Origin of the sequence: Sphingobium aquiterrae (assembly GCF_037154135.1) — a bacterium.
Classification (GTDB): domain Bacteria; phylum Pseudomonadota; class Alphaproteobacteria; order Sphingomonadales; family Sphingomonadaceae; genus Sphingobium; species Sphingobium aquiterrae.
In genome coordinates this window covers 45,473-71,962 of record NZ_JBANFL010000014.1, presented here as the reverse complement: position 1 = coordinate 71,962, position 26,490 = coordinate 45,473, and the positions used below count along the sequence as shown (strand labels likewise).

At 66.7% G+C, this 26,490-nt stretch carries 27 protein-coding genes and 1 pseudogene; 19 read left to right on the top strand and 9 right to left on the bottom strand.

Annotation, left to right across the window (positions count from 1 at the left end; all coding sequences use genetic code 11):
* Positions 1-4: 4 nt before the first annotated feature.
* The 3 genes from WFP78_RS15580 to WFP78_RS15570 are packed head-to-tail and all read right to left on the bottom strand — an operon-like array spanning position 5 to position 2,485.
* A complete protein-coding gene (locus tag WFP78_RS15580; RefSeq protein ID WP_336964229.1) occupies positions 5-340 on the bottom strand; it encodes a 2Fe-2S iron-sulfur cluster-binding protein in 336 nt (111 codons plus the stop codon).
* A gap of 43 nt (positions 341-383) precedes the next feature.
* Entirely contained in the window at positions 384-1,517 is a 1,134-nt protein-coding gene (locus WFP78_RS15575; RefSeq protein ID WP_419722980.1) for a cysteine desulfurase family protein, read from the bottom strand.
* Positions 1,484-2,485: a cysteine desulfurase family protein gene (locus WFP78_RS15570; RefSeq protein ID WP_419722983.1), complete on the bottom strand. Its 1,002-nt coding sequence runs from the start codon at positions 2,483-2,485 to the stop codon at positions 1,484-1,486. Before WFP78_RS15570 ends, WFP78_RS15575 begins: the two co-directional genes overlap by 34 nt.
* A gap of 197 nt (positions 2,486-2,682) precedes the next feature.
* On the opposite strand from WFP78_RS15570, the gene WFP78_RS15565 reads away from it, so the two are divergent.
* Positions 2,683-3,339 carry an alpha/beta hydrolase gene (locus WFP78_RS15565; protein ID WP_336964220.1) on the top strand — a complete coding sequence of 219 codons (657 nt, stop codon included), beginning with the start codon at positions 2,683-2,685 and terminating at the stop codon, positions 3,337-3,339.
* Between the two features lie 41 nt (positions 3,340-3,380).
* Here WFP78_RS15565 and WFP78_RS15560 read toward each other — a convergent pair whose 3' ends face one another.
* The gene (locus WFP78_RS15560; RefSeq protein WP_336964218.1) at positions 3,381-3,755 is read right to left on the bottom strand and encodes a VOC family protein; all 375 of its coding nucleotides are present in this window, start codon (positions 3,753-3,755) and stop codon (positions 3,381-3,383) included.
* Between the two features lie 24 nt (positions 3,756-3,779).
* On the bottom strand, positions 3,780-3,956 hold the full coding sequence (locus WFP78_RS15555; RefSeq protein ID WP_336964426.1) for a hypothetical protein: 177 nt from the start codon (positions 3,954-3,956) through the stop codon (positions 3,780-3,782).
* 118 nt (positions 3,957-4,074) lie between these two features.
* On the opposite strand from WFP78_RS15555, the gene rpiB reads away from it, so the two are divergent.
* The 4 genes and pseudogenes from rpiB to WFP78_RS15535 all read left to right on the top strand — a co-directional run.
* Positions 4,075-4,512: a ribose 5-phosphate isomerase B gene (gene rpiB / locus WFP78_RS15550; RefSeq protein ID WP_336964215.1), complete on the top strand. Its 438-nt coding sequence runs from the start codon at positions 4,075-4,077 to the stop codon at positions 4,510-4,512.
* Between the two features lie 11 nt (positions 4,513-4,523).
* Positions 4,524-5,840: a serine hydroxymethyltransferase gene (gene glyA / locus WFP78_RS15545; RefSeq protein WP_336964211.1), complete on the top strand. Its 1,317-nt coding sequence runs from the start codon at positions 4,524-4,526 to the stop codon at positions 5,838-5,840.
* A 6-nt stretch (positions 5,841-5,846) separates the two neighbouring features.
* Entirely contained in the window at positions 5,847-6,308 is a 462-nt protein-coding gene (gene nrdR / locus WFP78_RS15540; RefSeq protein ID WP_336964209.1) for a transcriptional regulator NrdR, read from the top strand.
* A gap of 13 nt (positions 6,309-6,321) precedes the next feature.
* A pseudogene (locus WFP78_RS15535) lies at positions 6,322-7,053 on the top strand (RNA methyltransferase); the annotation flags it as partial.
* Here the strand turns inward: WFP78_RS15535 and WFP78_RS15530 are convergent.
* The 3 genes from WFP78_RS15530 to WFP78_RS15520 form a co-directional block, all read right to left on the bottom strand.
* Entirely contained in the window at positions 7,054-7,461 is a 408-nt protein-coding gene (locus WFP78_RS15530; RefSeq protein WP_336964206.1) for a PaaI family thioesterase, read from the bottom strand.
* 103 nt (positions 7,462-7,564) lie between these two features.
* On the bottom strand, positions 7,565-8,359 hold the full coding sequence (locus WFP78_RS15525) for a metallophosphoesterase family protein (protein WP_336964203.1): 795 nt from the start codon (positions 8,357-8,359) through the stop codon (positions 7,565-7,567).
* Positions 8,360-8,554: 195 nt separating this feature from the next.
* Entirely contained in the window at positions 8,555-9,892 is a 1,338-nt protein-coding gene (locus WFP78_RS15520; RefSeq protein ID WP_336964201.1) for an MFS transporter, read from the bottom strand.
* A 159-nt stretch (positions 9,893-10,051) separates the two neighbouring features.
* On the opposite strand from WFP78_RS15520, the gene cyoA reads away from it, so the two are divergent.
* The 9 genes from cyoA to WFP78_RS15475 all read left to right on the top strand — a co-directional run bounded on the left by cyoA (position 10,052) and on the right by WFP78_RS15475 (position 19,395).
* Entirely contained in the window at positions 10,052-11,272 is a 1,221-nt protein-coding gene (gene cyoA / locus WFP78_RS15515; RefSeq protein ID WP_336964198.1) for a ubiquinol oxidase subunit II, read from the top strand.
* 15 nt (positions 11,273-11,287) lie between these two features.
* Positions 11,288-13,297, top strand: coding sequence for a cytochrome o ubiquinol oxidase subunit I (gene cyoB, locus WFP78_RS15510; protein ID WP_336964196.1), 2,010 nt, complete (start codon positions 11,288-11,290; stop codon positions 13,295-13,297).
* Between the two features lie 14 nt (positions 13,298-13,311).
* Positions 13,312-13,926 (top strand): cytochrome o ubiquinol oxidase subunit III, encoded by a 615-nt coding sequence (gene cyoC, locus WFP78_RS15505; RefSeq protein WP_336964194.1) that lies wholly within the window; start codon positions 13,312-13,314, stop codon positions 13,924-13,926.
* Positions 13,923-14,309: a cytochrome o ubiquinol oxidase subunit IV gene (cyoD, locus tag WFP78_RS15500; RefSeq protein ID WP_336964191.1), complete on the top strand. Its 387-nt coding sequence runs from the start codon at positions 13,923-13,925 to the stop codon at positions 14,307-14,309. Before cyoC ends, cyoD begins: the two co-directional genes overlap by 4 nt.
* On the top strand, positions 14,306-15,058 hold the full coding sequence (locus WFP78_RS15495; RefSeq protein ID WP_419722979.1) for an SURF1 family protein: 753 nt from the start codon (positions 14,306-14,308) through the stop codon (positions 15,056-15,058). Before cyoD ends, WFP78_RS15495 begins: the two co-directional genes overlap by 4 nt.
* Positions 15,058-16,365 carry an ATP-binding protein gene (locus tag WFP78_RS15490; protein ID WP_336964188.1) on the top strand — a complete coding sequence of 436 codons (1,308 nt, stop codon included), beginning with the start codon at positions 15,058-15,060 and terminating at the stop codon, positions 16,363-16,365. Before WFP78_RS15495 ends, WFP78_RS15490 begins: the two co-directional genes overlap by 1 nt.
* Positions 16,362-16,892, top strand: a complete 531-nt coding sequence (locus tag WFP78_RS15485) for a response regulator transcription factor (protein WP_336964186.1) — start codon at positions 16,362-16,364, stop codon at positions 16,890-16,892. The genes WFP78_RS15490 and WFP78_RS15485 overlap by 4 nt, the downstream gene beginning before the upstream one ends.
* A gap of 124 nt (positions 16,893-17,016) precedes the next feature.
* Positions 17,017-18,474 carry a CYTH and CHAD domain-containing protein gene (locus tag WFP78_RS15480; RefSeq protein WP_336964183.1) on the top strand — a complete coding sequence of 486 codons (1,458 nt, stop codon included), beginning with the start codon at positions 17,017-17,019 and terminating at the stop codon, positions 18,472-18,474.
* 93 nt (positions 18,475-18,567) lie between these two features.
* Positions 18,568-19,395, top strand: a complete 828-nt coding sequence (locus WFP78_RS15475; RefSeq protein WP_336964179.1) for a YncE family protein — start codon at positions 18,568-18,570, stop codon at positions 19,393-19,395.
* A 112-nt stretch (positions 19,396-19,507) separates the two neighbouring features.
* On the opposite strand, the gene WFP78_RS15470 is transcribed toward WFP78_RS15475, so the two are convergent.
* Positions 19,508-20,395, bottom strand: a complete 888-nt coding sequence (locus tag WFP78_RS15470) for a LysR family transcriptional regulator (RefSeq protein ID WP_336964176.1) — start codon at positions 20,393-20,395, stop codon at positions 19,508-19,510.
* 164 nt (positions 20,396-20,559) lie between these two features.
* Between WFP78_RS15470 and WFP78_RS15465 the strand changes: the two genes are divergently transcribed.
* Genes WFP78_RS15465 through WFP78_RS15445 form a run of 5 tightly spaced genes read left to right on the top strand, consistent with a single transcriptional unit; the run spans position 20,560 to position 26,471 of the window.
* A complete protein-coding gene (locus WFP78_RS15465) occupies positions 20,560-21,708 on the top strand; it encodes an isovaleryl-CoA dehydrogenase (RefSeq protein WP_336964415.1) in 1,149 nt (382 codons plus the stop codon).
* Complete coding sequence (locus tag WFP78_RS15460; protein ID WP_336964173.1) at positions 21,705-23,300, top strand: carboxyl transferase domain-containing protein; 1,596 nt, start codon at positions 21,705-21,707, stop codon at positions 23,298-23,300. The genes WFP78_RS15465 and WFP78_RS15460 overlap by 4 nt, the downstream gene beginning before the upstream one ends.
* A gap of 5 nt (positions 23,301-23,305) precedes the next feature.
* Entirely contained in the window at positions 23,306-25,180 is a 1,875-nt protein-coding gene (locus tag WFP78_RS15455) for an acetyl/propionyl/methylcrotonyl-CoA carboxylase subunit alpha (protein ID WP_336964171.1), read from the top strand.
* Positions 25,180-25,632, top strand: a complete 453-nt coding sequence (locus tag WFP78_RS15450) for a MaoC family dehydratase (RefSeq protein ID WP_336964168.1) — start codon at positions 25,180-25,182, stop codon at positions 25,630-25,632. Before WFP78_RS15455 ends, WFP78_RS15450 begins: the two co-directional genes overlap by 1 nt.
* Entirely contained in the window at positions 25,629-26,471 is an 843-nt protein-coding gene (locus WFP78_RS15445) for an HpcH/HpaI aldolase/citrate lyase family protein (RefSeq protein ID WP_336964165.1), read from the top strand. Before WFP78_RS15450 ends, WFP78_RS15445 begins: the two co-directional genes overlap by 4 nt.
* Positions 26,472-26,490 lie beyond the last annotated feature (19 nt).

The window sequence follows — 26,490 nt, the reverse complement described above, 5'->3', positions numbered from 1 at the left end:
TCCCCTACATGCCCTGCATATTATGCGCGCCCGCCGGGATGCGCACGGTCAGCGAATCCAGCGACTCGTCGAGCACGATCTGGCAGGCGAGACGGCTGGTGCGCGTGGCGAAGGCGGCCAGGTCCAGCATGTCCTCCTCGCTCTCGCTCGCCCTGGGCAGCCTGGCGAAATCGTCCGCGCACACGATCACATGGCAGGTGGAACAGGCCATCTGCCCCTCGCATGTCCCTTCCAGCGGCTGGCCGTCGGCCTGCGCGATATCGAGCAGGGTCGTCCCCGCCGGGGCCGTGACCTCCCGCCTGGTCTCGCCATCGGCGCTGATGAAGGTGACGCGGATCATGATGCGAGGCTCCCAGTCACGGTTTTCAGTCACGACATTGCGGTCACGACAGGCCCTGCCGGCTTGCCGCTTCGTTGATCGCCCTGGCAGCCTCTTCCAGTTCGTCCGGCGTCGTGTACCGGCCAAAGCCGATTCGCACCGATCCGCGCGCCTGTGCTTCCGTCAGCCCCAGCGCCCTCAACACATGGCTAGGCCGACCCGAGCCACTGGCGCAAGCACTGCCGAGCGAAAAAGCCACATTGCGGCATTCCGACAACAGCCGCGCACCGTCCAGCCCCTCGCGCCGGATGTTGAGATTGCCCTGATAGCGCTGCGTTTCGCTGCCATTGAGCGTCCAGCCGGAAAACAGCCGTGCCGCCTGCGCCCGGAGCGCCACGACATGGGCGGCATCGGCCTCGCGCCGGGCGACCAGCAACCGCGCCGCCGCGCCAAAGCCCGCGCACAGCGCCGGCGACAGGGTGCCGGACCGAAGCCCCCCTTCCTGCCCGCCGCCATGGATGACGGGGGAGAGCGTGACGCCATCGCGCACCCACAGCGCCCCTATACCCTTGGGGCCATGGACCTTGTGCCCGCTGATCGCGACCATATCGCATCCCGCCGGGATCGGCACGCGGCCATAGCCCTGCACGGCGTCGCACAGGAAGGTCGCGCCCGCCGCATGAGCGAGCGCGATCAGGCGATCGATCGGCTGGATCACGCCGATTTCATTATTCACCAGCATGGCGACCACCAGCGACACGCCGGGCACGATCGCCCGCGCCGCCGCGCCCATGTCCACCAGCCCGTCGGATGCCACCGGCAGGACGGTCACGGAACGGCCCGCCCTGTGCAACGCCTCCACAGTATCGAGAACGGCGGCATGCTCGGTCGCGATGGTGACGATGCCGCCCGGCGGCGCGCCCTGGATCGCGATGTTGAGCGCCTCCGTCGCGCCGGAGGTGAAGACCAGCCGGCCGCCCTCCAGCCCAAGCGCGCGCACCACATCGGCCCGCGCGACCTCGACCGCCGCCGCCGCCGCGCGACCCGGGGCATGGGCGCTGTGCGGGTTGGCGAACTGGTCGCGCAGCCATGGCAGCATCGCGTCGAAGGCTTCGGGCGCGAGCGGCGTCGTCGCCTGATAGTCGAGATAGATCGCCGTCTTCTTCACCGCGCCGCGCCTTTGGCGATATCCCGCCATGCCGCAAGGAAGCGTTCCAGATCGGCGCGGGCGGTGGACGGGCCGAAGCTCACCCGCACGACCTCGCCCGCCACCGCCTCGTCCCAGCCCATGGCAGTCAGCACATGGCTGGCCTTCAGCGTGCCCGACGAGCAGGCGCTGCCGGCGGAAACGGCGATGCCGGCCATGTCGAACCGGATCAGCTGCGCCCGCGCGGACACGCCGGGCATGCGATAGGAGGCGATGGTCGGGATGCGCGCGGCGCCGGCGGCGACCACCTCTCCCCCTTCCTGCACGATGGCGGCATCCAGCCAGCCGCGCAGTTCGGCGGCATGGTCCAGCCAGTCGCGCGGCGCCTCCAGCGCGGCGGCCATGGCGAGGATGGCGGGGGCATTTTCCGTGCCCGCGCGATAGCCCCGTTCCTGCCCGCCGGTCGCTTCCAACAACGCCAGATCGCGCACCAGCAGCGCGCCGACACCGGGCGGCCCGCCGAATTTATGGGCGCTCACCGCGATCAGATCGGCCTGCGGCAGCGCCAGCTTGCCGGCGCTCTGCGCGCAATCGGCGAACAGGATCGCGCCTTCCGGCACGAGCGTTTCGAGCGGCTGGATGACGCCGGTCTCATTGTTCACATGCTGGATGGCGAGGAGGAGCCGCCCCTCGCCCTGCTGTTCATGCCCTTGAAGGACAAGCACGCCCTGCGCGTTCACCGCCAGCCGCGGCCGGCCGGGCGTCACCCGCAGCACCGCGTCATGCTCGACCGGCGATGTCATGATGCGCTCCGCCTTGGCGCGGCCCAGCGCGATGGCAATCGCCTCGCTCGCGCCCGATGTGAACAATATCTCGCCGCCCCAGCCGAGCGCCGCCGCGATCCGTGCGCGCGCCTCCTCCAGCCGGGCGCGCGCCGCGCGGCCTTCGGCATGGGGAGAGGATGGATTGGCCCAGTGCGCCATCTCCCGCATCATCGCCGCGCATGCCTGCGGCAGCATCGGCGTGGTTGCCGCATGGTCCAGATAGAGACGGTCTAAAACGGCCAAAATGGGATGATCACTCACAAAGATTGCGAAAAGGGCACCGGCTTCTATATAGCCCTCCCATCATCCATCGCCATCGCGAAAGCGCCGGCCATGCTTTCCCTCAGATCGCATGTGTCGACCGACCAGACCAGAAAGCATTTCGCCGCGCCATGCCAGACGTCATTTTCCCCGGACCCGAAGGCCGCCTCGAAGGTCGTTTCAGCCCGCCGCCGCGCCCCCGCGCACCTGTCGCCATGATCCTGCACCCGCATCCCGCGAGCGGCGGCACCATGAACGACCGCATCACCCAGGCGCTCTACAAGACCTTCGTGAAGCGCGGCTTCGCGACCTTGCGCTTCAACTTCCGCGGCGTGGGCCGCAGCCAGGGCACGTTCGACAATGGCGTGGGCGAACTGTCCGACGCCGCCGCCGCGCTCGACTGGGTGCAGAGCTTCCATCCCGAGGCGCAGACCACCTGGATCGCCGGCTTCAGCTTCGGCGCGTGGATCGGCATGCAGCTGCTGATGCGCCGTCCGGAAATCCGCGGCTTCATCTCGGTGGCCCCGCCGGCCAATATGTACGACTTCTCGTTCCTCGCGCCCTGCCCGTCATCGGGCATCTTCGTCCAGGGCACGAATGACGATGTGGTGACGGCCAGCGCCGTACAGAAGCTGGTGGACAAGCTGCGCACGCAGAAGGGCATCACCATCCATCATGACGAAATCCGTGGCGCCAACCACTTTTTCGAGCATGAGCTGGATCAGCTGATGAAGTCGGTCGACAATTATCTCGACATGCGCCTCGCGCCGGATTCGCCCATTCGCTGAGCGGACGGGATCGTACGGGACGGTAGTCTGCCCTGCCCCCTTCAGCCCATGCAGAAGGCGCAGAGCTTGTTGCCGTCCAGATCGCGGACATAGCAGAAATACCAGTCCGGGCCGCGCGCGCCCGGCGCCCCTTCATCCGTGCCGCCCAGTTGCAGGGCGTGCGCATGAAAGGCATCGACCTCCGCCCGCGTGTCGCAACCAAAGGCGAACATGGCGCCGTTGCCCACGGTGGCCGGTGCCCTGTCAAACGGCCCGAGCACGGCAAAGTTGATCGTGCCCTCGCGGCCATAGACCCGGCCGCCGGAGGGATGCTCGAACATGGGTGTCATGCCCACGCCGCCCAGCAGGGCGTCGTAAAAGGCCTTCGCCCCCTCCAGCCGGTTCGAACCGACCGTGGCATAAGACATCACGGCCATGGCAACCTCCCTCCCGTCCTGCGTTCAGTTGACCGGGATCGCCCAGATCGCGACATTGCCGAACATCACCGCCGCCGCGACGATCATCAGCCAGCCCTGCTTCCGCTCGCCACGCCGCACGATCAGGTAGGTGCCCCCCGCGCCCAGAGCCAGGCCCGCCAGCATCAGCAGCGACAATATCGTTCCACTCATTCCGCTCATATCGCCCCGGTCCACTTTGCGATGCGTGGCTTACCCGGCGATTTGGCCGGTGGCAATTATGTGACATCGCGCCTAGAGAGGCGCTGACCCCGAATCGGCCAGGGAACCGCCACCGACCATGCGTATCGCCATCGCCTCCGACCATGCCGCCGTCGCGCTGAAGGCGCTCCTTGCCGACTGGCTGCGCGCGCAGGGGCATGAGGTGAACGACCTTGGCCCGGCCACCGCCGACCGTGTCGATTATCCCGATTATGGCTATAAGCTGGCCGCCGCCATTGCCGATGGCACCGCCGAACGCGGCGTGGCGCTGTGCGGATCGGGCATCGGCATTTCCATCGCGGTGAACCGCAACCCGGCCTGCCGCTGCGCGCTGGTCGACAATCCTTTCACGGCGCAGCTTTCGCGCGAGCATAATGACGCCAATGTCATCGCCATGGGCGCCCGCCTGATCGGCGAGGACATGGCCAAGGCCACGCTCGACGCCTTCCTTGCCACGCAATTCGAAGGCGGGCGCCATGCCGGCCGTGTCGACAAGCTCTCCAACCCCTCCTGCTGAAAGGACCGCCCATGACCAGCAGCCCCGCAGTCTCCGCCGCAAATGACATCCGTTCCGACGGTTTCTTCACCCGCGGCGTGGGCGAAGCCGACCCGGCCGTCGCCGCCGCCATCGGCCATGAGCTGAAGCGCGAGCAGAACCAGATCGAGCTGATCGCTTCTGAAAACATCGTCAGCCAGGCCGTGCTGGAGGCGCAGGGCAGCGTCTTCACCAACAAATATGCCGAAGGCTATCCGGGCAAGCGCTATTATCAGGGCTGCGCGCCGTCGGACGAGGTGGAGCAGATCGCCATCGACCGCGCCAAGCAGCTCTTCGGTTGCGGCTTCGTCAACGTCCAGCCGCATTCGGGCGCGCAGGCCAATGGCGGCGTGATGCTGGCGCTGACCAAGCCGGGCGACACGATCATGGGCCTCAGCCTCGATGCCGGCGGCCACCTGACCCATGGCGCCAAGCCCGCCATGTCGGGCAAATGGTTCAACGCCGTGCAATATGGCGTGCGCGAAGACACCCACCTGATCGATTACGATCAGGTCGAGGCGCTGGCGAAAGAGCACAAGCCCACCCTGATCATCGCGGGCGGCAGCGCCTATCCCCGCCATATCGATTTCGCCCGCTTCCGCGCGATCGCGGATCAGGTCGGCGCGATCTTCATGGTCGACATGGCACATTTCGCCGGCCTCGTCGCCGGCGGCGTCCACCCCACCCCCTTCGGCCACGCCCATGTCGTGACCACCACCACGCACAAGACCCTGCGCGGCCCGCGCGGCGGCATGATCCTAACCGATGACGAGGCGATCGCGAAGAAGATCAATTCGGCAGTGTTCCCCGGCCTTCAGGGCGGCCCGCTGATGCATGTCATCGCCGCCAAGGCCGTGGCCTTCGGCGAAGCGCTGACGCCCGAGTTCAAGGCCTATGCCAAGGCCGTCGTCGTCAATGCGCAGGCGCTGGCCGCAAAGCTGGAGCAGCGCGGCCTTGCCGTCGTCTCCGGCGGCACGGACACGCATCTCGCCCTCATCGACCTGCGCCCCTATGGCATTTCGGGCAAGGACGCGGACGAGGCGCTGGAGCGCAGCTTCATCACCTGCAACAAGAATGGCGTGCCGGGCGACCCGCTGCCGCCGACCAAGACCAGCGGCATCCGCGTGGGCTCGCCCGCCGGCACGACACGCGGCTTCGGCATCGCGGAGTTCCAGGCGATCGGCGACATGATCGCCGACGTGTTGGCCGCAGTGCGCGACAACGGCCCGGAAGGCGACGCGGCGGTCGAGGCCAATGTGCGTGAGCGCGTGACCGCCCTGTGCGCCCGTTTCCCGATCTACGAGGGATAAGCCGGATTGCGGTGCCCCTTTTGCAGCCACGAAGACAGCCAGGTCAAGGATAGCCGCCCGACGGACGACGGCGCGGCGATCCGCCGCCGCCGGCAGTGCGAGGCTTGCGGCGCGCGCTTCACGACGTTCGAGCGCATCCAGCTTCGCGAGGTCTGGGTGCTCAAGAGCGAGGGGCGGCGCGAGGCGTTCGAGCGGGACAAGCTGGCCCGCTCGCTCGCCCTTGCCTGTCGCAAGCGGCCGGTGGATTCCGTGCGCCTGGAAAAGCTGATTTCCGGCATCCAGCGCCAGCTGGAAACCAGCGGCGAGACGGAAGTGACCGCCAAGCAGATCGGCGAGCTGGTGATGGAGGGCCTGAAAGGGCTCGACAGCGTCGCCTATATCCGCTTCGCCAGCGTCTACAAGGATTTCGGCGAGGCCCGCGATTTCGAGGATTTCGCGAGCACGGTGAAGGAAGTGGGGCGTGAGTGAGGGGCGCGGGGCGCCGCCGCTGATCGTCCTCGTCCGTCCGCAACTGGGTGAGAATATCGGCAAGGCCGCGCGGGCGATGCTGAATTTCGGGCTGACCGAAATGCGCATGGTGTCGCCGCGCGACGGCTGGCCCAATCCCGGTGCCGGGCCGGCGGCGGCAGGCGCCGACATCGTGCTAGAAAAGGCGGTGGTGTTCGACACGCTGGCCGACGCGATTGCCGACTGCTCCCATGTCTATGCAACCACGGTGCGCAAGCGCGGCGTGACCAAGCCGGTGATGACGCCGGAGGAAGCCGCGACCCAGATCGTCCGCGCGCCGGGCCGCAGCGCCATCATCTTCGGGCCGGAACGATCCGGGCTGGAAACCGACGACGTCGCCGTGGCGCGCACCATCATCACCGTGCCGATCAACCCGGAATTCGGATCGCTCAACCTGGCGCAGGCGGTGATCCTGTGCGCCTATGAATGGTCGAAAAAGGGCGCACCGTCCGGGGACGAGAGCGACGCGCTCACATCCCCCACCATCACCGACCTGGGCGTGCCCGCGCCGCAGGAAGAGCTGGATGGCATGATCGCCCAGCTGGACGGGATGCTGGAAGAGGCCGGCTATTTCCATCCGCCGGACCGCGCGACGGCGACCCGCCGCACCCTGCGCAACCTGCTGACGAAGCCGGGCTGGAACCATCTGGAAGTGCGCACCCTGCGCGGCGTGCTGTCGTCGCTGGCGAACCCCCACCCGCGCTGATCAGGCGGGCAGCGCATATCCCACTGTCGATTGCGCGATCAGGCGGCTCTCGTCCGACTGCCACAGCCGCACGTCCACGCTCGCCAGTTTCCGCCCCAGCTTGAGCAGCCGCGCGTCGGCAAAAAGAGGCTCCTGCCGGCAGGGGCGAAGGAAGCTGACGGACAGGCTGTTCGTCACCGCCATGCCGACCGGCCCGATATGCGCCAGCACCACGGCATAGGCGGCGACATCGATGAACCCCATCTGCGTCGGCCCCGAAATGATGCCACCGGGCCGGATCATGGACGGCAGCGGGTCCAGCCGCATATGGGCATGGCCATCGCCGATGCTGACCAGTTGCCCCAGGGTGGCGCGCGCCTCCACCGGAAAGGCGCTGTCGAGAAAATCCGCAAGCGACTCGAGGGTCATCCGGACGCGGGGTTGAAAATCATGGGCATGCTGTGACGTCATGGCATCGCTGTAGAGGACAGGCGGCGCAAACGCCATGCGACCAATCGCCAGCCCCCGTGATTCATGCCCGGCGGATGCCCGGCATCACGTCGCTTTCGCCCGGTCCATTGACCGTCAACACTTCCCGCGTCCCGCCTTCAAGATAAAGGCCGGTCAACATCCCGCTGCGATAGGCGCCGGTATCGATGCCGATGCGGTTGCCCCTGTCCTCGACGCCTTCCGAGATGCTGTGGCCATGGACGACGACGACGCCATGGTCCCGCTCGTCCTCCAGGAACTCGTCGCGAATCCACAGCAGGTCGCCGCGCCGCTGCCGTTTGATCGCAACCCCCGGCCTGATACCCGCATGGCAGAAGAGATAGTCGCCCGATCGCGCCGTGAGCGGCAGGCCGCCCATCCATTCGATCCGGTCCATCGGCACCGCCTGACGAAGATCGGCGGCACAGCGGTCGATATCGTCGGCATCATGCGGCGGCGCGACCCCGAAGCTGAGCAGCGTGGCATCGCCGCCGGCCCGCACCCAGGCGCGCATCACCCCCGGTTCGTCCGTCATCGCCCGCAACATCAGCTCTTCATGATTGCCCAGCAGCACGACCAACCGGTCGTCCTGCTGCTGCATGGCATGGAGATGTGCGACCACTGCCGCCGAATCCGGCCCGCGGTCGATCATGTCGCCCAGGATGACGATGCGGGTATCGGCGGGATCGGGCTGCGCGAACGCATGCTGCTCGATGCGTTCGAGCAGGTCGGTCAGCAGATCGAATCGCCCGTGAATGTCGCCAATCGCATAGACGCGCATGCCCGGCTGGGTTGCCGGACATTCCAGCACGCGCTTCGCCGACCTTCCAAACCACACCGCCCGAACACTCCCACGCCGCACGACAACTGCCCCGGCCTTTCGCGCCCTCCCATAGCGCATGGCTGCCCATCTGCCAAAATCGGCGGGAAACGCCCAAAAACAATGCCGCGCCGGAAGGATGTTCCGGCGCGGCAGGCGAAGCATAGATATAAGGCACCCCTCGCCCCCGGAAGAGGGCGCGGCGGGCGGATGTCACTCGATGGCGCGGGCCAGCTCACGGTTGAGCCAGAGCGCGAGCAGCGTACCGCAGGCGCCCGAGAGCAGATAGGCACCGGCCGAAATCAGCCCGAAATGGCTCGACAGCAGCAGCGCGGCAAAGGGCGCGAAACCGGCGCCGAACAGCCAGGCGAGATCGGATGTCAACGCCGACCCCGTATACCGATGCCGCAACGAGAAGCTGGAGGAAAGCGCGCCGGACGACTGGCCGAAAGACAGGCCCAGAAGCACGAAGCCGATCAGCATGAACACGACTTCGCCCACGGCGCCGCCATCCAACAGCTGCGGCGCGAAACCGCTGAACACGGCGATGGCTGCGGCCAGGCTGCCCAGCAGGGTGCGGCGGCCGAAGCGATCGGCCAGATAGCCCGAAGCGATGATCGCGCCGATGCCGAACACCGCGGCGACCGCCTCGATCACCAGGAAGCTCGTCGGGCTTTCCTTTGTGAACAGGAACACCCAGGACAGCGGAAACACCGTCACCATATGGAACATGGCGAAGCTGGCAAGCGGGGCGAAGGCGCCCATCGCAATCGTCTGCCATTCCGACCGCACCGTGTCGGTGACGGGCGCCGGCTGCAGCTCGCGGCTTTCGAACAGCTGGGCATATTCGGGCGTCACGACGATGCGCAGGCGGGCGAACAGGGCGACCACGTTGATCGCGAACGCCACGAAGAAGGGATAGCGCCAGCCCCAGTCGAGGAAATCCTCCGCCGGCATCACGGAAATCAGGAAGGTGAAGAGCAGGCTGGCGACGATCAGGCCCAGCGGCGCGCCCAGTTGGGGGATCATCGCATACCAGCCGCGCTGCTTGTCCGGCGCGTTCAGCGCGAGCAGAGAGGCAAGGCCGTCCCACGACCCGCCAAGCGCCACGCCCTGCCCCATGCGGAACAGCGCGAGCAGCAGCGCGGAGGTGGTGCCGATCGTCGCATAGCCGGGCAGGAAGGCGATGGCCGCCGTCGATCCGCCCAGCAGGAACAGCGCGATGGTGAGCTTGGCACCCCGGCCATAGAGCCGGTCGATCGTCGTGAACGCCAACGTCCCCACCGGCCGCGCCAGAAAGGCCAGCGCGAAGATGCCGAAGCAATAGAGCGTGCCTGTCAGCGGATCGACATAGGGGAAGACCAGCTTGGGAAACACCAGCACCGAAGCGATGGCATAGACGAAGAAGTCGAAAAATTCCGACGTGCGGCCGATGATCACGCCAATGGCGATCTCGCCGGGATGCACCTTGTGCCCGCCATCATGCCCGCCGCCGTGAAGGTTGCGGGCGTCCCGTTGGGCTGTCGTTGAACTCACCAGCTGCGCACTCATTTGTCTCGGCTCCCGGAGCCCTGCGGCTCCTGTCCATAGGATAGGCGACCCGCGACCTTGGGTCACGGGTGATCTTTCCCCTTTGTCATTGATCCAGCACAAAGGGATTGGACAAAATGTCCTATGTCCGCTTCGCAGGTGCGGGACTAGCGGTGCGCCATGCTTCAGATCGCACGCCGAATCCGGCCGCTCAAGCGGCTTGTCGCCTCACTGGCTGCACTTCCGCTTGTTAGCGGATGCAACATGGTGGTCCTTCATCCAGCGGGCGACGTGGCCCAGCAGCAAGGCGATCTGGTGGTCATGTCCACCCTGCTGATGCTGCTCATCATCGTGCCGGTCATGGTGCTGACATTGCTGTTCGCCTGGCGTTATCGCGCCGCGAACAGGGATGCGCGCTACGAGCCCGACTGGGACCATTCGACCCAGCTGGAACTGGTGATCTGGGCCGCCCCGCTCATCATCGTCATCTGCCTGGGCGCATTGACCTGGGTCAGCACCCATCTGCTCGATCCCTACCGCCCCATCGCGCGCACCGCGCCCGGCCAGCCGGTGACGGCCGCCGCCCGGCCGTTGGACGTGAAGGTCGTCGCGCTCGACTGGAAATGGCTGTTCATCTACCCCGAATATGGCATCGCGACCGTCAACGAGCTGGCAACGCCCGTCGGCCGGCCGATCCGGTTCAGCATCTCCGCCTCCTCGGTGATGAACTCCTTCTATATCCCCGCGCTCGCCGGCCAAGTCTACGCCATGCCCGGCATGGAAACGAAGCTGCATGCGGTGCTGAACCGCCCCGGCACCTATGAAGGCTTCTCCGCGAACTTCAGCGGCGCCGGCTTCTCGCACATGCGCTTCCAGGCGAAGGGCCTGTCCGACACCGATTTCGCCACCTGGATCGACACTGCGCGCACCAGCAGCGCGACGCTGGACCGTGCCGCCTATCTGAAGCTGGAAAAGCCCAGCGAGAAGGAGCCCGTGCGGCGCTTTGCCAATGTGGATGCCGGCCTGTTCGATGCCGTGGTCAACATGTGCGTCGCACCGGGTGCGATGTGCATGAAGGACATGATGGCGATCGACCAGCAGGGCGGCGGGCACAGCGGCGAACATGACGGCAAACAGGGCGAAATGTCCATGATGCCGTCGCGTGACGCCAGCCAGCTTGCCTATGACAAGGCCATGGCGCGCGGCGTCAGTCCGGACGCGGCGCAAAAGATGGTCGCCGCGCTGTGCGCGCCCAAGGCGGGCCGGGCCGCCCGGCCGCCGCTGCTGCACGCCCCCAATCCCGCGCCGCTGATCGGCGCAGGGCTGCTGCGCCCCGATGCGCAGTCGCCGTCGCTTGCAATCGCCGCCGCAGACGACCTGCCGCAGCGCCCCCGTTCCTAAGAGGCACAGACCGTCATGTCCGCCTATACGCCCACCCCGATAAGCCCGATCTTCGGGCGGCTCACGCTCGATGCGCTGCCGCTGCACGAACCGATCGTCGTCGCCACCTTCTGCGCCGTCGTGCTCGGCGGCCTCGCCGTCGTCGGACTGATCACGAAATTCAGGCTCTGGGGCTATCTGTGGACCGAATGGTTCACCAGCGTCGATCACAAGAAGATCGGCATCATGTACATGATCCTGGGCCTCATCATGTTCCTGCGCGGTTTTGCCGACGCGGTGATGATGCGCCTGCAGCAGGCGATGGCCTTCAACGGCTCCGAAGGCTATCTGAACGCCCATCATTACGACCAGGTCTTCACCGCCCATGGCGTGATCATGATCTTCTTCGTGGCGATGCCGTTCGTCACCGGCCTGATGAACTATGTCGTGCCGCTGCAGATCGGCGCGCGCGACGTGTCCTTCCCCTTCCTCAACAATTTCAGCTTCTGGATGACGACATCGGGCGCGGTGCTGGTGATGGCGTCGCTGTTCGTCGGCGAATTCGCGCAGACCGGCTGGCTCGCCTATCCGCCGCTGTCCGGCATCGCCTATAGTCCGGCCTCGGGTGTCGACTATTATATCTGGGCGCTGCAGATCGCCGGTGTCGGCACAACATTGTCGGGCATCAACCTGATCGTGACCATCCTGAAGATGCGCGCGCCGGGCATGTCGATGATGAGGATGCCGGTCTTCACCTGGACGTCGCTCTGCACCAACGTGCTGATCGTCGCATCCTTCCCGGTGCTGACGGCGGTGCTCGCCCTGCTCAGCGCCGATCGCTACATCGGCACCAACTTCTTCACGAACACGGCGGGCGGCAACCCGATGATGTACGTGAACCTGATCTGGATCTGGGGCCACCCAGAGGTCTACATCCTCATCCTGCCGCTGTTCGGCGTCTTCTCCGAAGTCACCTCGACCTTCTCGGGCAAGAAGCTGTTCGGCTACACCTCGATGGTCTACGCCACGGTGTGCATCACCATCCTGTCCTACCTCGTGTGGCTGCACCACTTCTTCACCATGGGATCGGGCGCCAGCGTCAACAGCTTCTTCGGCATCACGACGATGGTCATCTCCATCCCGACGGGCGCCAAGCTGTTCAACTGGCTGTTCACCATGTATCGCGGCCGCATCCGCTTCGAACTGCCGATGATGTGGACGGTCGCCTTCATGATGACCTTCACCATCGGCGGCATGACCGGCGTGCTGCTGGCCGTGCCGCCTGCCGACTTCGTGCTGCACAATTCGCTGTTCCTGATCGCGCACTTCCACAATGTGATCATCGGCGGCGTGCTGTTCGGCCTGTTCGCGGCGATCAACTACTGGTGGCCCAAGGCGTTCGGCTTCAAGCTCAACGAATTCTGGGGCAAGGTCAGCTTCTGGTGCTGGGTCGTGGGCTTCTGGCTCGCCTTCATGCCGCTCTACGTCCTGGGCCTGATGGGCGTGACCCGGCGCATGCGGGTGTTCGACGATCCCTCGCTGCAGATCTGGTTCATCGTCGCCGGCGTCGGCGCCGCGATCATCGCGGCGGGCATCGGGGCCATGCTGGTGCAGTTTGCGGTCAGCATCTGGAAGCGTGAGGAACTGCGCGACACCACGGGCGATCCGTGGGGCGGGCGCACGCTGGAATGGGCGACATCCTCGCCCCCGCCGGAGTATAATTTCGCCTTCACGCCGGTCATCCATTCGCTGGATGCGTGGCATGACATGAAGACGAACGGCGCCGAACGCCCCCTCTCCGGCTTCCGCCCGATCCACATGCCGAGCAACACCGGCACCGGCATCATCCTGGCGGGTCTTGCCACGGTCTGCGGCTTCGCCCTGATCTGGTACATCTGGTGGCTCGCGGGCCTCAGCCTGTTCGGCCTGATCGCCGTCGCGATCGGCCACACCTTCAACTACAAGCGCGACTTCCACATCCCCGCCGAAACGGTGACGGCCACCGAGGCCGAGCGGACGCGGACACTCGCGGCGGCAGGAGCATGAGCATGGGCACCGCCATGACAGCAAGCGCAGACACGCTGCGTTTCTACGACCTGGACGAGCATGACCACCCCGAAGGGGGCAGCACCATGCTGGGCTTCTGGATCTACCTGATGAGCGATTGCCTCATCTTCGCGATCCTGTTCGCCTGCTATGCGGTGCTGGGCGGCAATTATGCCGCGGGGCCCGGCCCACGCGAACTGTTCGAGCTGCCGCTGGTGGCGCTCAACACTTCGTTCCTGCTGTTCTCGTCGATCACCTATGGCTTTGCGATGCTGGCCATGCATCGCGGGAACAAGGGGCAGACGCTGGGCTGGCTGGCGATCACCGGCCTGTTCGGCCTCGCCTTCCTCTCGGTGGAAATGTACGAATTCGTGCATCTGATCCATGAAGGCGCAACGCCGCAGCGCAGCGCCTTCCTCTCCGCCTTCTTCACCTTGGTCGGCACCCACGGCCTGCACGTCACCTTCGGGTCCATCTGGCTGGTGACGCTGATGGTGCAGGTCGCGCGCAAGGGGCTGATCGCGGCCAACCAGCGCCGCCTGATGTGCCTCAGCCTGTTCTGGCACTTTCTGGACGTCATCTGGATCGGCGTCTTCACTTTCGTCTATCTGATGGGAATGCTGCGATGAGCACTGATACGCACGGCATCGGCACGCATGGCACCGGCGCGCACCATGGCGAAGAAAGCCATCACGGGTCCCTACGCGACTATGCGATCGGTTTCATCCTGTCGGTGATCCTGACCGCCATCCCCTTCTGGCTGGTGATGGCGCGGCCGATCGCCGTCGGCCCGACCATCGCCATCGTCGTGGCGCTGGCTGCGGTGCAGATGATCGTCCATGTCATCTACTTCCTGCACATGAGCGGCAAGGTGGAGAATGGCTGGACGGCGATGGCGCTGATCTTCACGATCATCCTTGTCGCGATCATGCTTACCGGATCGATCTGGGTCATGTATCATCTGAACACCAATATGATGCCGACGATGCATGACATGAGCCAGATGCCTTGAACCCAGCCGGACATCCGGTCGCCCGGCGCCGCGCCCGATCCGGGGCGGCACGGGCGATCATGGCGTCCGGCGCATTGGTGTTCGTGGCGCTGTTCCTGGCGCTCGGCATCTGGCAGGTCGAGCGGCGCAGCTGGAAGCATGCCCTGATCGCGGCGGTCGAGAGCCGCGTCCACGCCGCGCCGGTGCCGGCCCCCTCGCCCGCGCGCTGGGCCAGCGTCAACGCCACGGACGACGCCTATCGCCGGATACGCGTGACCGGCCGCTTCCTGCACGACCGCGCCACGCTGGTCCGCGCGACGACCGATCTCGGTGCGGGCTATTGGGTGATGACGCCGCTCGATACCGGAGACGCCATCACGCTCGTCAATCGTGGCTTCGTCCCCCCCGAAAAACGCGATGCCGCGCGCTCCGGCCCCGCTGGCCCGACCACCGTGACCGGGCTGCTGCGGATGAGCGAGCCGGGCGGCGGCTTCCTGCGCAGCAACGACCCTGCCGCCGATCGCTGGTATTCCCGCGATGTCACCGCGATCGCCCAGGCGCGCGGGCTCCAGCGGGTCGCCCCCTTCTTCATCGATGCGCAGGCATCGCCTGTAGCCGGTGCCTATCCGGTCGGTGGGCTCACCGTCATCCGCTTCTCCGACAATCACCTGCTCTATGCGCTCACATGGTTCGGGATGGCGGTCTTGTCCGGCTGGGCCGGATGGCGGATACTGCGCGACCGCGAACGCCAGGATGAAGCCGCGACCTGATGGCAGAACCGCACATTTCCACGCCCATGCTGCCCGATGCGGACGCGGGGCGGCGCAACATGCTGCTGCTGATCCAGCTGCGCTGGCTTGCGGTCGGGGGGCAGCTGGTCACGATCGCCGCGGTCCAGACCTTCATGGACATCAGCCTGCCGCTGGCGCCGCTGCTGATCGCGCCCGCGATCCTGGCCGTGATCAACCTGATCAGCCTGCCCCTGCTCCACCGCCGCGCCGCCGTGACCAATGCGGAGCTGACCGGCGCGCTGCTCTTCGATGTCGCCGCGCTGGCCTGGCAGCTTTACCATAGCGGCGGCCTCGCCAATCCCTTCTCCTCGCTGTTCCTGCTTCAGGTAGTGATCGGCGCCATCCTGCTGACGCCCGCATCCTCATGGGGCATCGCCATCGCCACGGCCCTTGCGCTGGGCACGCTGACCATCAACCCCGAGCCGCTTTCCCTGCCGCCGCGCTATCGCGACGATCCGCTGGCGCTGTACCTGCAGGGCAGCCTTGTGTGTTTCGGCCTGATCGCGGTGCTGCTGGTGGTGTTCGTCACCCGCATCAGCCGCAACCTGCGGGATCGCGACGCGGCGCTCGCCGGCATCCGCCAGCGCGCGGCGGAGGAGGACCATATCGTGCGCATGGGCCTGCTCGCTTCCGGCGCGGCGCATGAGCTGGGCACGCCGCTCTCGTCCGTCTCGGTGCTGCTGGGCGACTGGAAGAAGATGCCGAAACTGGCGCAGGACCCGGAGCTTCTGGGCGATCTGGAAGAGATGGAGGCCGCGCTGGCGCGCTGCAAGGCGATCGTCAGCGGCATATTGCTCTCCGCCGGCGAGGCGCGCGGCGTCGCGCCGAAGGTGACGACGATGCGCGCCTTCCTGAACGGCATCATGGCGGAATGGCGGGACAGCCGCCTGCCCGGCACGCTCGACTATGTCGATGAATTCGGGACGGACACGCCGATCGTGTCCGACCCCGCGCTGAAGCAGGTGATCGGCAACGTCATCGACAATGCGGCGGAAATGTCCCCCGACTGGATCGGCATCACCGCCCGGCGCGACCAGAACCGGCTGGTGCTGGAGATCGCCGATCGCGGCCCCGGTTTCACGGCCGACATGCTGGCGGCCTTCGGCCAGCCCTATCGCTCCACCAAGGGGCGTCCGGGCGGGGGCCTGGGCATCTTCCTGCTGGTCAATGTGCTGCGCAAGCTGGGGGGGGAGGCATCGGCCGCCAACCGGGCGGAGGGCGGCGCACGCGTCCGGCTCACGCTCCCCCTCGAATCCCTCGCCTATCGGGACGACACCCCAAGATGACCGATCGCCTTCTCGTCATTGTCGAGGATGATGCCGCTTTCGCCCGCACCCTTAAGCGCTCCTTCGAACGGCGCGATTATCGCGTGATCGTGGCGGCCAGCCATGACGACCTGCTCGCGCTGCTGGCGGACGAGACCCCGCAATTCGCCGTGGTCGACCTGAAGCTTGGCGGCGCATCGGGCCTTGCCTGCGTGCAGACGCTGCGCGCCATGGACGAGGAGATGCGCATCGTCGTGCTGACCGGCTTCGCCAGCATCGCGACCGCGGTGGAGGCGATCAAGCTGGGCGCCTCCTATTATCTCGCCAAGCCTTCCAACACCGACGATATCGAGGCCGCCTTCGCCCGCGAGGATGGCGATCCCGACGCGCCCGTGGATGGCCGCCAGTCCTCGATCAAGACGATCGAATGGGAGCATATCCACCAGACGCTGGTGGATACCGATTTCAACATCTCCGAATCCGCCCGCCGCCTGGGCATGCACCGCCGGACGCTGGCGCGGAAGCTCGAAAAGCGGCAGATGAAATAGGCGGCGACCGCCCGATTTTGATTAAGCTCAGGGCAAAGCCCCATAATGGCGATAAACTGTGCGCTGGATCGCGGTGGGCGAGTCGAAGCCGGCAACCGCGACAGGACAGCGACACAGGCGAGCCATGGCCGAGGAAATCGAACTCAAGCTCGAACTGACACCGGATGCGGGCGACGCGCTGGAGGCATCGGTGCTGCTGGGCATCCCTGTCTCCCGCACCAGCCAGCGCTCCACCTATTTCGACACGCCGGATCGGCAGCTGTTCGCCCATGGCCTGTCGCTGCGCATCCGCAATAGCGGCGGCAAGCTGGTTCAGACCGTGAAAGCCGACGATGGCAAGGCCGCGGGCCTGTTCGCCCGCCCCGAATGGGAGATGCCGGTCAGGACCGAGACGCCGATTGTCGATGCGCGCACGCCGATCACCACGTTGACCGGCGCCGACGCCGGCACCATCGCCCCGGTCTTTGCGGTGCAGGTCGAGCGCATCTGCTGGAATGTGGCGGCGGGCGACGCCCAGCTGGAGGTGGTGCTGGATCGCGGCGCGGTGATCGCCGGCACCCGGCGGCAACCCGTGTGCGAGGTCGAGCTGGAGCTGAAATCCGGCACCCCCGCCAGCCTGTTCGCCTTTGCCGACCGCATGGCGGCCATCGCGCCGCTCAGGCTCGGCGTGCTCAGCAAGGCGGAGCGCGGCTATCGGCTGCTCGCCCGGGCACCCGGCGCCTGCCGGGCCGAGCCCATCGCCCTGCCCCCCGGCACGACGGCGGCGAAGGCGTTTCAGGCGATTGCCCATGCCTGCCTGCGCCAATATCGGCTGAACGAGGCGATCCTGCTGCAGGGCCGGCAGCCGGAGGCGCTGCATCAGGCCCGCGTCGCGCTGCGCCGGCTGCGTTCGGCCTTTTTCATCTTTGCGCCCATGCTCGCCGATCACCGCGCCGACCATTTCCGGATCGAGCTGCGCTGGCTGAGCAACGTGCTGGGCGACGCCCGGAATATCGACGTGCTGATCGCCAACGCGCCGCCCGGCGCGCTGCGCGACCGGCTGCAGCGCGCCGCGGACGATGCCTATGCCCATGTCGAACGGGTGCTGGCGTCGGCCCGGGTGCGCACGCTGATGCTGGCGCTGGCCGAATGGCTGGCCGCCGGCCCGTGGCTGCAATCGCGCGCGCTTGCCGACATCCGCGACGGGACCGCCGCCGATTTCGCCACGGGCGCCCTCGCCCGGCTCCGCAAGCGGCTGAAGACACGCGGGCGCCACCTTGAGGAGATCGACGACGAAGCCCGGCACGACATCCGCAAGACCGCCAAGAAGCTGCGCTATGCCAGCGAATTCTTCGCGAGCCTTTTCCCCCGCAAGCGCCAACGCCACCGCCACCGGCGCTTCATCGACCGGCTTGAGGCGCTGCAGGATCATCTGGGGGCGCTCAACGACCGGGCGACCGCCGTCGCCCTGTTCGATCATCTCGGCCTGCAGGACAGCGAGGATGCCCGCGCCATGTTTGCGCATATCGGCAAGACCAGGCTCATCGCTTCGGCGGCCGAGGCGCTGGACGAACTGGTCGACGCCCGGAAATTCTGGGTGTGAGGGCCGTCACGATAGCGATGCAGGGGCGCAGGGCTTCGTCATCTCGCCGTAGCATTCGCGCCTTAAGCGGCTCCCCGAACAGAGGAACCAGACATGCCACGGCTCTCGCTTTCGACCGTCAGCCTCATCGCCTTTCTCGCGCCCGCCATCACCTATGCACAGGCGGCGGCGGATGCCCCGGCCCCGCCGGTCGCGCCGGTCGCGCTGCGCATGACGGCGCCGGAAGCGCATCAGGGCGTCGCGTCGGACGGCACCCATGTCTATGCGATCGACAATAACCGCATCGGCAAATATCTGATCGCGACCGGCAAGCGGATCGCGCATTGGGAGGGGGAGCGCCGGCTCTTCCCCCATATGAACAGCTGCACCCTGGTCGGTCGCGAACTGGTATGCGCGGCATCCAACTATCCCGCCGTGCCGCAGACCAGCGCCGTCGAATTCTTCGACAGCGCGACGCTGCGCCATCTGCGCACGGTGAGCCTTGGCTTCGGCCCCGGATCGCTGACGGTCATGAACCGGCATGAGGGCAAATGGTGGGCCGTGTTCGCCAATTATGCGGGCAAGGGCGGCGAGCCGGGCCGCGATTATCGTTACACGCTGCTGGTGCGCATGGACGATATGTTCCGCCAGGAAGCCGCATGGACCTTCCCGCCGGAGGTGCTGGCCCGCTTCGCCCCCTTCAGCTGTTCCGGCGCAAGCTGGGGCAGCGACGGCAAGCTTTATGTGACCGGCCACGACCGCCCGGAACTGTACGAACTCGCCTTTCCCGAAGCGGGATCGGTGCTGGAACTGCGCCGCACCATCGGCATCGCCACGCCGGGCCAGGCGATCAACTGGGACCCGGTGGCAAAAGACCGCATCTGGTCCATCGGCCGGGGCGCCACCGAAATGGTCGCCAGCGCGATTCCACTGGCGAAATAGGGCGCCTACCTAGAGCATTTTCTAGTCAGATGGGATCATCTGACGACTCGGAAAATGCGGAAAACAAAAGATAAATAGAGCATGGTCCGATTCAATCTGATCGGATCATGCTCTAGCTCCGCTCCGGCTTCCCGCGCGTGATCGCCGTGCGGATGATGTCGATGATGGGAAGGCATTGGTCGGCGCCTTCGTGGCTGGCGCCTTCGCCACGCAGGATGCCCACCTCTCGCATCAGTTCGAACCCGGCCAGCCGCGGCCGCGCGACCTCCGCATCCCGATAGGCGTCGGGCATCACCGTGATGCCGAGGCCAGCGCGGACGAGCGCCAGCGCGCGATCGTCATTGGTGGTGCGAAAGCTGAAGCGCGGGCGCACGCCATGGCTGGTGAAATGCCGGCTGGTTTCCGACAGCGCCTCGCAATTGCGGCGGATGATCATGGTTTCCTCGGCCAGGTCCTCGGGCCTCACGGATGCCGCCCCGGCAAATCTGTGCCAGCGCGGCAGGGCAAGGGCATAGCCTTCCCGGTAGAGCGGCTGCTGCCGCCATTCGCCGCCGGCCCGCAGCACCGTCAGCGCCATGTCGATCCGGCCGCGCCCCAGCCGCGACACCAGGTCGCGCTCCGTGCCCTCCACGAACTCGATCTGCGCCGGCTCCTCGGTGCGCCGATGTTCCGCGACGATCCGTTCCAGCATGTCCGTCGGGATGGAGGAGAGTACGCCGACCCGCACCACCGGCGCATCCGTCGTATCCGCCACCGTCTGCGCGATCAGGTTGAAGTCGTTTTCGATGCGCCGCGCATGGGCGACCAGCCGCGCGCCCGCCTCCGTCAGGTGGACGCGCTGGCTGGTGCGATGGAACAGCGGCGTGCCCACCAGCCGCTCCAGCTTCGCGATGCCGACAGAGAGCGTCGGCTGGGTCACATTGACCTGCGCCGCCGCGCGGGAAAAGCTGCCGGCATCGACGACGGCCAGGAAATAGCGGAGCAGATAGCGGTCGATCATAGATGCCATCTATACCTTTGCGCGGAATCATTCAATTTCGCCGCGACATGAAACGATGCTAATAGCATTTTCAAGTCAGGTGGGATCACCTGACGGCTCGGAAAATGCGCTCAATCAAAAGCCCGAAGCGCCCGGAAAAGCTGGAGAGGATAGCTGCCATGTCGATGCCCGGCCTGGATTTCGCGCTTGGCGAAACCGCAGATGCCATTCGCGATGCAACCGCCCGTTTCGCCGCGGATCGCATTGCCCCGCTCGCTGTCCGCATCGACGCCGAAGACTGGTTCCCGCGCGCGCTGTGGCCCGAAATGGGCGCGCTCGGCCTGCATGGCATCACCGTGGAGGAGGAATATGGCGGCCTCGGCCTGGGCTATCTGGAGCATGTCGTCGCGCAGGAAGAGGTTGCCCGCGCCTCCGCCTCGGTCGGGCTCAGCTATGGCGCCCACTCCAATCTGTGCGTCAACCAGCTCCGCCGCTGGGGCAATGATGCGCAGAAGCGCGCCTATCTCCCCAGGCTGATTTCGGGCGAGCATGTCGGCAGCCTCGCCATGTCGGAAGCGGGCGCCGGCTCCGACGTCGTCTCCATGAAGCTGCGCGCGGACAGGAAGGGCGACCGCTACATCCTCAACGGCACGAAATTCTGGATCACCAACGCGACCTGTGCCGACGTGCTGGTGGTCTATGCCCGGACCGGCGAGGGATCGCGCGGGATCACCACCTTCATCATCGAGAAGGACTTCAAGGGCTTCTCCATCGGGCAGAAGATCGACAAGGTCGGCATGCGCGGATCGCCGACCGCCGAGCTGGTCTTCGACGATTGCGAAGTGCCCGAGGAAAATGTCATGGGGCCGCTCAACGGCGGCGTCGGCGTGCTGATGTCCGGCCTCGACTATGAACGCACCGTGCTTGCCGGCATCCAGCTCGGCATCATGCAGGCATGCCTCGACACGGTGCTGCCCTATGTGCGGGAGCGCAAGCAGTTCGGCCAGCCGATCGGCGCGTTCCAGCTGATGCAGGCGAAGATCGCCGACATGTATGTCGCGCTCAATTCCGCCCGCGCCTATGTCTATGCCGTCGCCCGCGCCTGCGACGCGGGGCAGACGACCCGTTTCGACGCCGCCGGCGCGATCCTGCTGGCGAGCGAGAATGCGGTGAAGGTCGCGCTGGAGGCCGTGCAGGCACTGGGCGGCGCTGGTTATACGAAGGACTGGCCGGTCGAACGCTATATGCGCGACGCCAAGCTGCTGGACATCGGCGCGGGCACCAACGAGATCCGCCGCATGCTGATCGGGCGGGAACTGGTGGGTGCGGCATGACCATCCTGTCGACCCTGATCGATCCGGCGTCCGAAGCCTTCCACGCCAACAGCGCGCATAACCGCACGCTTGCCGCCGATCTGAGCGACCATGTGGCGAAGGCGGCGCTGGGCGGCGAGGAGAAGCATCGCGAGCGCCATGTCGGGCGCGGCAAGCTGTTGCCCCGCGACCGCATCCATCGCCTGCTCGATCCCGGCGCGCCCTTCCTGGAAATCGGCCAGCTCGCCGCCAACGGCATGTATGGCAATGGCGCGCCCGGCGCCGGCGTGATCGCCGGTGTGGGCCGCGTGTCGGGCCGCGAGTGCATGATCCTGGCCAATGACCCGACGGTGAAGGGCGGCGCCTATTTCCCGATGACGGTGAAGAAGCATCTGCGCGCGCAGGAGATTGCGCAGGAAAACCGCCTGCCCTGCATCTATCTGGTCGACAGCGGCGGCGCGAACCTGCCGCATCAGGCGGAGGTCTTTCCCGACCGCGAGCATTTCGGTCGCATTTTCTACAATCAGGCGCAGATGTCGGCGCAGGGCATTCCCCAGATCGCCTGCGTCATGGGCAGTTGCACGGCGGGCGGCGCCTATGTGCCGGCGATGTCGGACGAAACCGTGATCGTGCGCAATCAGGGCACGATCTTCCTGGCCGGCCCGCCGCTGGTGCAGGCCGCCACTGGCGAAATCATCTCCGCCGAGGAACTGGGCGGCGCGGATACCCATGGCCGCAAGTCCGGCGTGGTCGACCATGTCGCCGAGAATGACGAGCATGCGCTGCAGATCGTCCGGGAGATCGCCAGCCGGCTCAACAGCGTCAAATCGGTCGATATCGACATCGCGGAACCCCGCCCGCCGCTCTACGATCCGCAGGAACTTTACGGCATCGTGCCGCAGGATGTGCGCGCGCCCTATGATGTGCATGAAGTCATCGCGCGCATCGTCGACGGCTCCGAACTGCATGAATTCAAGCCGCTGTACGGCACCACGCTGGTCTGCGGCTTTGCCCGCATCTGGGGCATGCCGGTGGCGATCCTCGCCAATAACGGCGTGCTGTTTTCCGAAAGCGCGCAGAAGGGCGCGCATTTCATCGAGCTTGCCTGCCAGCGCCGCATCCCGCTGCTGTTCCTCCAGAACATCTCCGGCTTCATGGTCGGCGGCAAATATGAGGCGGAGGGCATCGCCAAACATGGCGCCAAGCTGGTGATGGCGGTCGCCACCGCCAGCGTGCCCAAGGTGACGGTGCTGATCGGCGGCAGCTTCGGCGCGGGCAATTACGGCATGTGCGGCCGCGCCTATCAGCCGCGTTTCCTCTTCACCTGGCCCAATGCGCGGATCAGCGTGATGGGCGGGGAGCAGGCCGCATCGGTGCTCGCCACCGTCCATCGCGACGCGGGCACATGGACGCCGGAGGAAACCGAAGCCTTCAAGGCGCCGATCCGCCAGAAATATGAGGATGAGGGCAATCCCTATCATGCCACGGCGCGGCTGTGGGACGATGGCATCATCGACCCCATCCAGACCCGCGACGTGCTGGGCCTCGCCTTCGCCGCGGCGTTGAATGCGCCTATCCCGCAAGCGCCCCGCTTCGGCCTGTTCAGGATGTGATGCAAATGATCGCTTCCCTTCTCATCGCCAATCGCGGCGAAATCGCCCGGCGGATCATCCGCACCGCACGCACGCTCGGCATCCGCACCATCGCCGTCCATTCCGATGTCGATGCCGCCATGCCCTTCGTCCGCGAAGCTGACGAAGCGGTCTGCATCGGCCCGGCCCCGGCGCGCGAAAGCTATCTGGTGCAGGACCGCATATTGGAAGCCGCGCGGGCGACCGGTGCGGAGGCGATCCATCCCGGCTATGGCTTCCTGTCCGAAAATGCCGAATTCGCGGAAAAGGTGATCGCGGCCGGGCTCGTCTGGGTCGGCGCGCCGCCGGCCGCGATCCGGGCCATGGGCCTGAAGGACGCGGCAAAGGCGCTGATGATCGCGGCGGGCGTGCCCGTCACCCCCGGCTATCTGGGCGAAGACCAGCGCCCCGATCATCTGAAGGCAGAGGCCGACGGCATCGGCTATCCCGTGCTGATCAAGGCGGTGGCCGGCGGTGGCGGCAAGGGCATGCGGCGGGTGGATAGCCCAGCCGATTTCCTCGACGCGCTCGCCTCCTGCCAGCGCGAGGCGGCGGCATCCTTCGGCGACGACCGGGTGCTGATCGAGAAATATATCCTCGGCCCCCGCCATATCGAGGTGCAGGTCTTCGGCGACACGCATGGCCATGTCGTCCACCTGTTCGAACGCGACTGCTCGCTCCAGCGACGTCACCAGAAGGTGATCGAGGAAGCCCCCGCCCCCGGCATGGATGCGGCCACCCGGCAGGCGGTGTGCGACGCCGCCGTGAAGGCCGCGAAGGCCGTGGATTATGTGGGCGCGGGCACCATCGAGTTCATCGCCGACGCCTCCGAAGGGCTGCGCGCCGACCGCATCTGGTTCATGGAAATGAACACCCGGCTTCAGGTCGAGCATCCCGTGACCGAAGCGATCACCGGGCAGGATCTGGTCGAGTGGCAATTGCGCGTCGCCAGTGGCGAGCCGCTGCCCCTGGCGCAGGAAGCGTTGTCCATCAACGGCTGGGCGATGGAAGCGCGGCTCTATGCCGAAAATCCCGCAAGCGGCTTCCTGCCGTCGACCGGCCCACTGCACCGGCTGCGCTTCCCTACGGATATCCGCGTCGACAGCGGCGTGGAGGAAGGCGGCGAGGTGACGCCGTTCTACGACCCGATGATCGCCAAGCTCATCGTCCACGCCCCCAGCCGGACCGCCGCCGCCCGCAAGCTCTCCGACGCGGCCCGGCGGACGCAGGTCTGGCCGGTGAAGACGAATGCGGCCTTCCTTGCTCGCGCCGCCGCCGATCCGGACTTCGTCGCGGGCCGGATCGACACCGGCTTCATCGAGCGCCACAGCGACCGGCTGGTGCCCGGCACCGCGCCCTCCGACGCGGTGCTGCAGGCGGCGGCCCGCGCGATCCTGCCGCAGCCATCGGGCGATCCCTGGGTCAGCCTTCCCGGTTTCCGCGCCAATGCCGCGCCCGACGCCCGCGTGCTGGTGGAGGTGGATGGCCACCCCCATCTGGTCACGCTGGCGGGAGACGGCCCTGCCGCCACCATGGGGAGAATCGCGAACGAACCCGTCCTCTTCCTCGATGGCGAGGCATGGCGTTACGGCCTGCCCCGTGCCGACCATGCCGGCGGCGGCGGTGCGGTCTCGGATGGCGCGATCCTCTCGCCCATGCCGGGGCGCGTCATCGCCGTGGAGGTCGCGGAGGGGGACAGCGTGACCAAAGGTCAGAAGCTGCTGGTGCTCGAAGCGATGAAAATGGAACAGGCCATGCTTGCACCCTTTGACGGGATCGTCGAAACTCTTGCCGCAACCAGCGGCGCACAGGTGAGCGAGGGCTTCGTCCTCGCCCGCATCGCCAAGACGGAGGACGCGTGATGGCCGGACGCTGGTTCGATGAATGGCAGGTCGGCGACAGGCTGGTCCACGACATCCGGCGCACGGTGACGGAGACAGACAACCTCCTCTTTTCCACCATGACCCACAATCCCCAGCCGCTGCACATCGATGCCGAGGCGGCCAAGGCATCGGAATTCGGCCAGATCCTCGTCAACGGCACCTTCACCTTCGCCCTGATGATCGGCCTGTCGGTCGGCGACACGACGCTGGGCACGCTGGTCGCCAATCTGGGCTATGACAAGCTGGTCCACCCCTCCCCGGTCTTCATCGGCGATACCATGCGGGCCGAAAGCGAGGTCGTGGAGCTGAAGGAGAGCCGCTCGCGCCCCAATGCCGGCATTGTCACCTTCAGCCATCGCCTGATCAACCAGCGCGACCAGATCGTCTGCCAGTGCCTGCGTTCGGCTCTGATCCTGAAGGCGCCGGCATGACCCTGCGCTCGCTGCTCTTCGTGCCCGGCGACCGGCCGGAGCGGATGGAAAAGGCGCTCGGCCTTGGCGCCGACGCGCTGATCCTGGACCTGGAGGACGCCGTTTCCCTGGAGAAAAAGGGGGAGGCGCGGACAGCCGTCGGGGATTTCCTCGCCCGGCGCCCGGCGAGCGACGTCAAGATTCTGGTACGCATCAATCCGCTGGACAGCCCGTTCATCGCCGATGACCTGACCCTGCTGGCCGGCCATCGCCCCGATGGCGTGGTCCTGCCCAAGGCCGAGGGCGCCGCATCGGTGCGGCTGCTGCGGGAGCGCCTGCCGGACGGCCCGCCGATCCTGCCGATCGCCACCGAAACGCCGGCCGCGATCTTCACGCTCGGCACCTATGGCGAAGTCGCGCCGCAGCTCATGGGGCTCACCTGGGGGGCGGAAGACCTGCCCGCAGCCATCGGTGCCGCAACCAGCCGGGACGATGCCGGCAAGCTGCTGCCACCCTATGAAATGGCCCGCAGCCTGACGCTGTTCGCGGCGCATGCCGCCGGCGTCGCCGCGATCGAAACCGTCTATCCCGATTTCCGCGACCTGGCGGGCCTGGCCGCCTATGCGGCGCGCGCGGCGCGAGACGGCTTTACCGGCATGATGGCGATCCACCCCGGCCAGATCGCCACCATCAACGCCGCCTTCACCCCCACGGACCAGCAGGTCGCCCATGCGAAGGCCATAGTCGCAGCCTTCGCGGCCAATCCCGGCGCCGGCGCCCTGCAGCTGGACGGCAAGATGATCGACGCCCCCCATCTCAAGCAGGCGCAGGCGCTGCTTGCCCGCGCGGGACTGGGCTGAACCGCCGGCATTCCCGAAC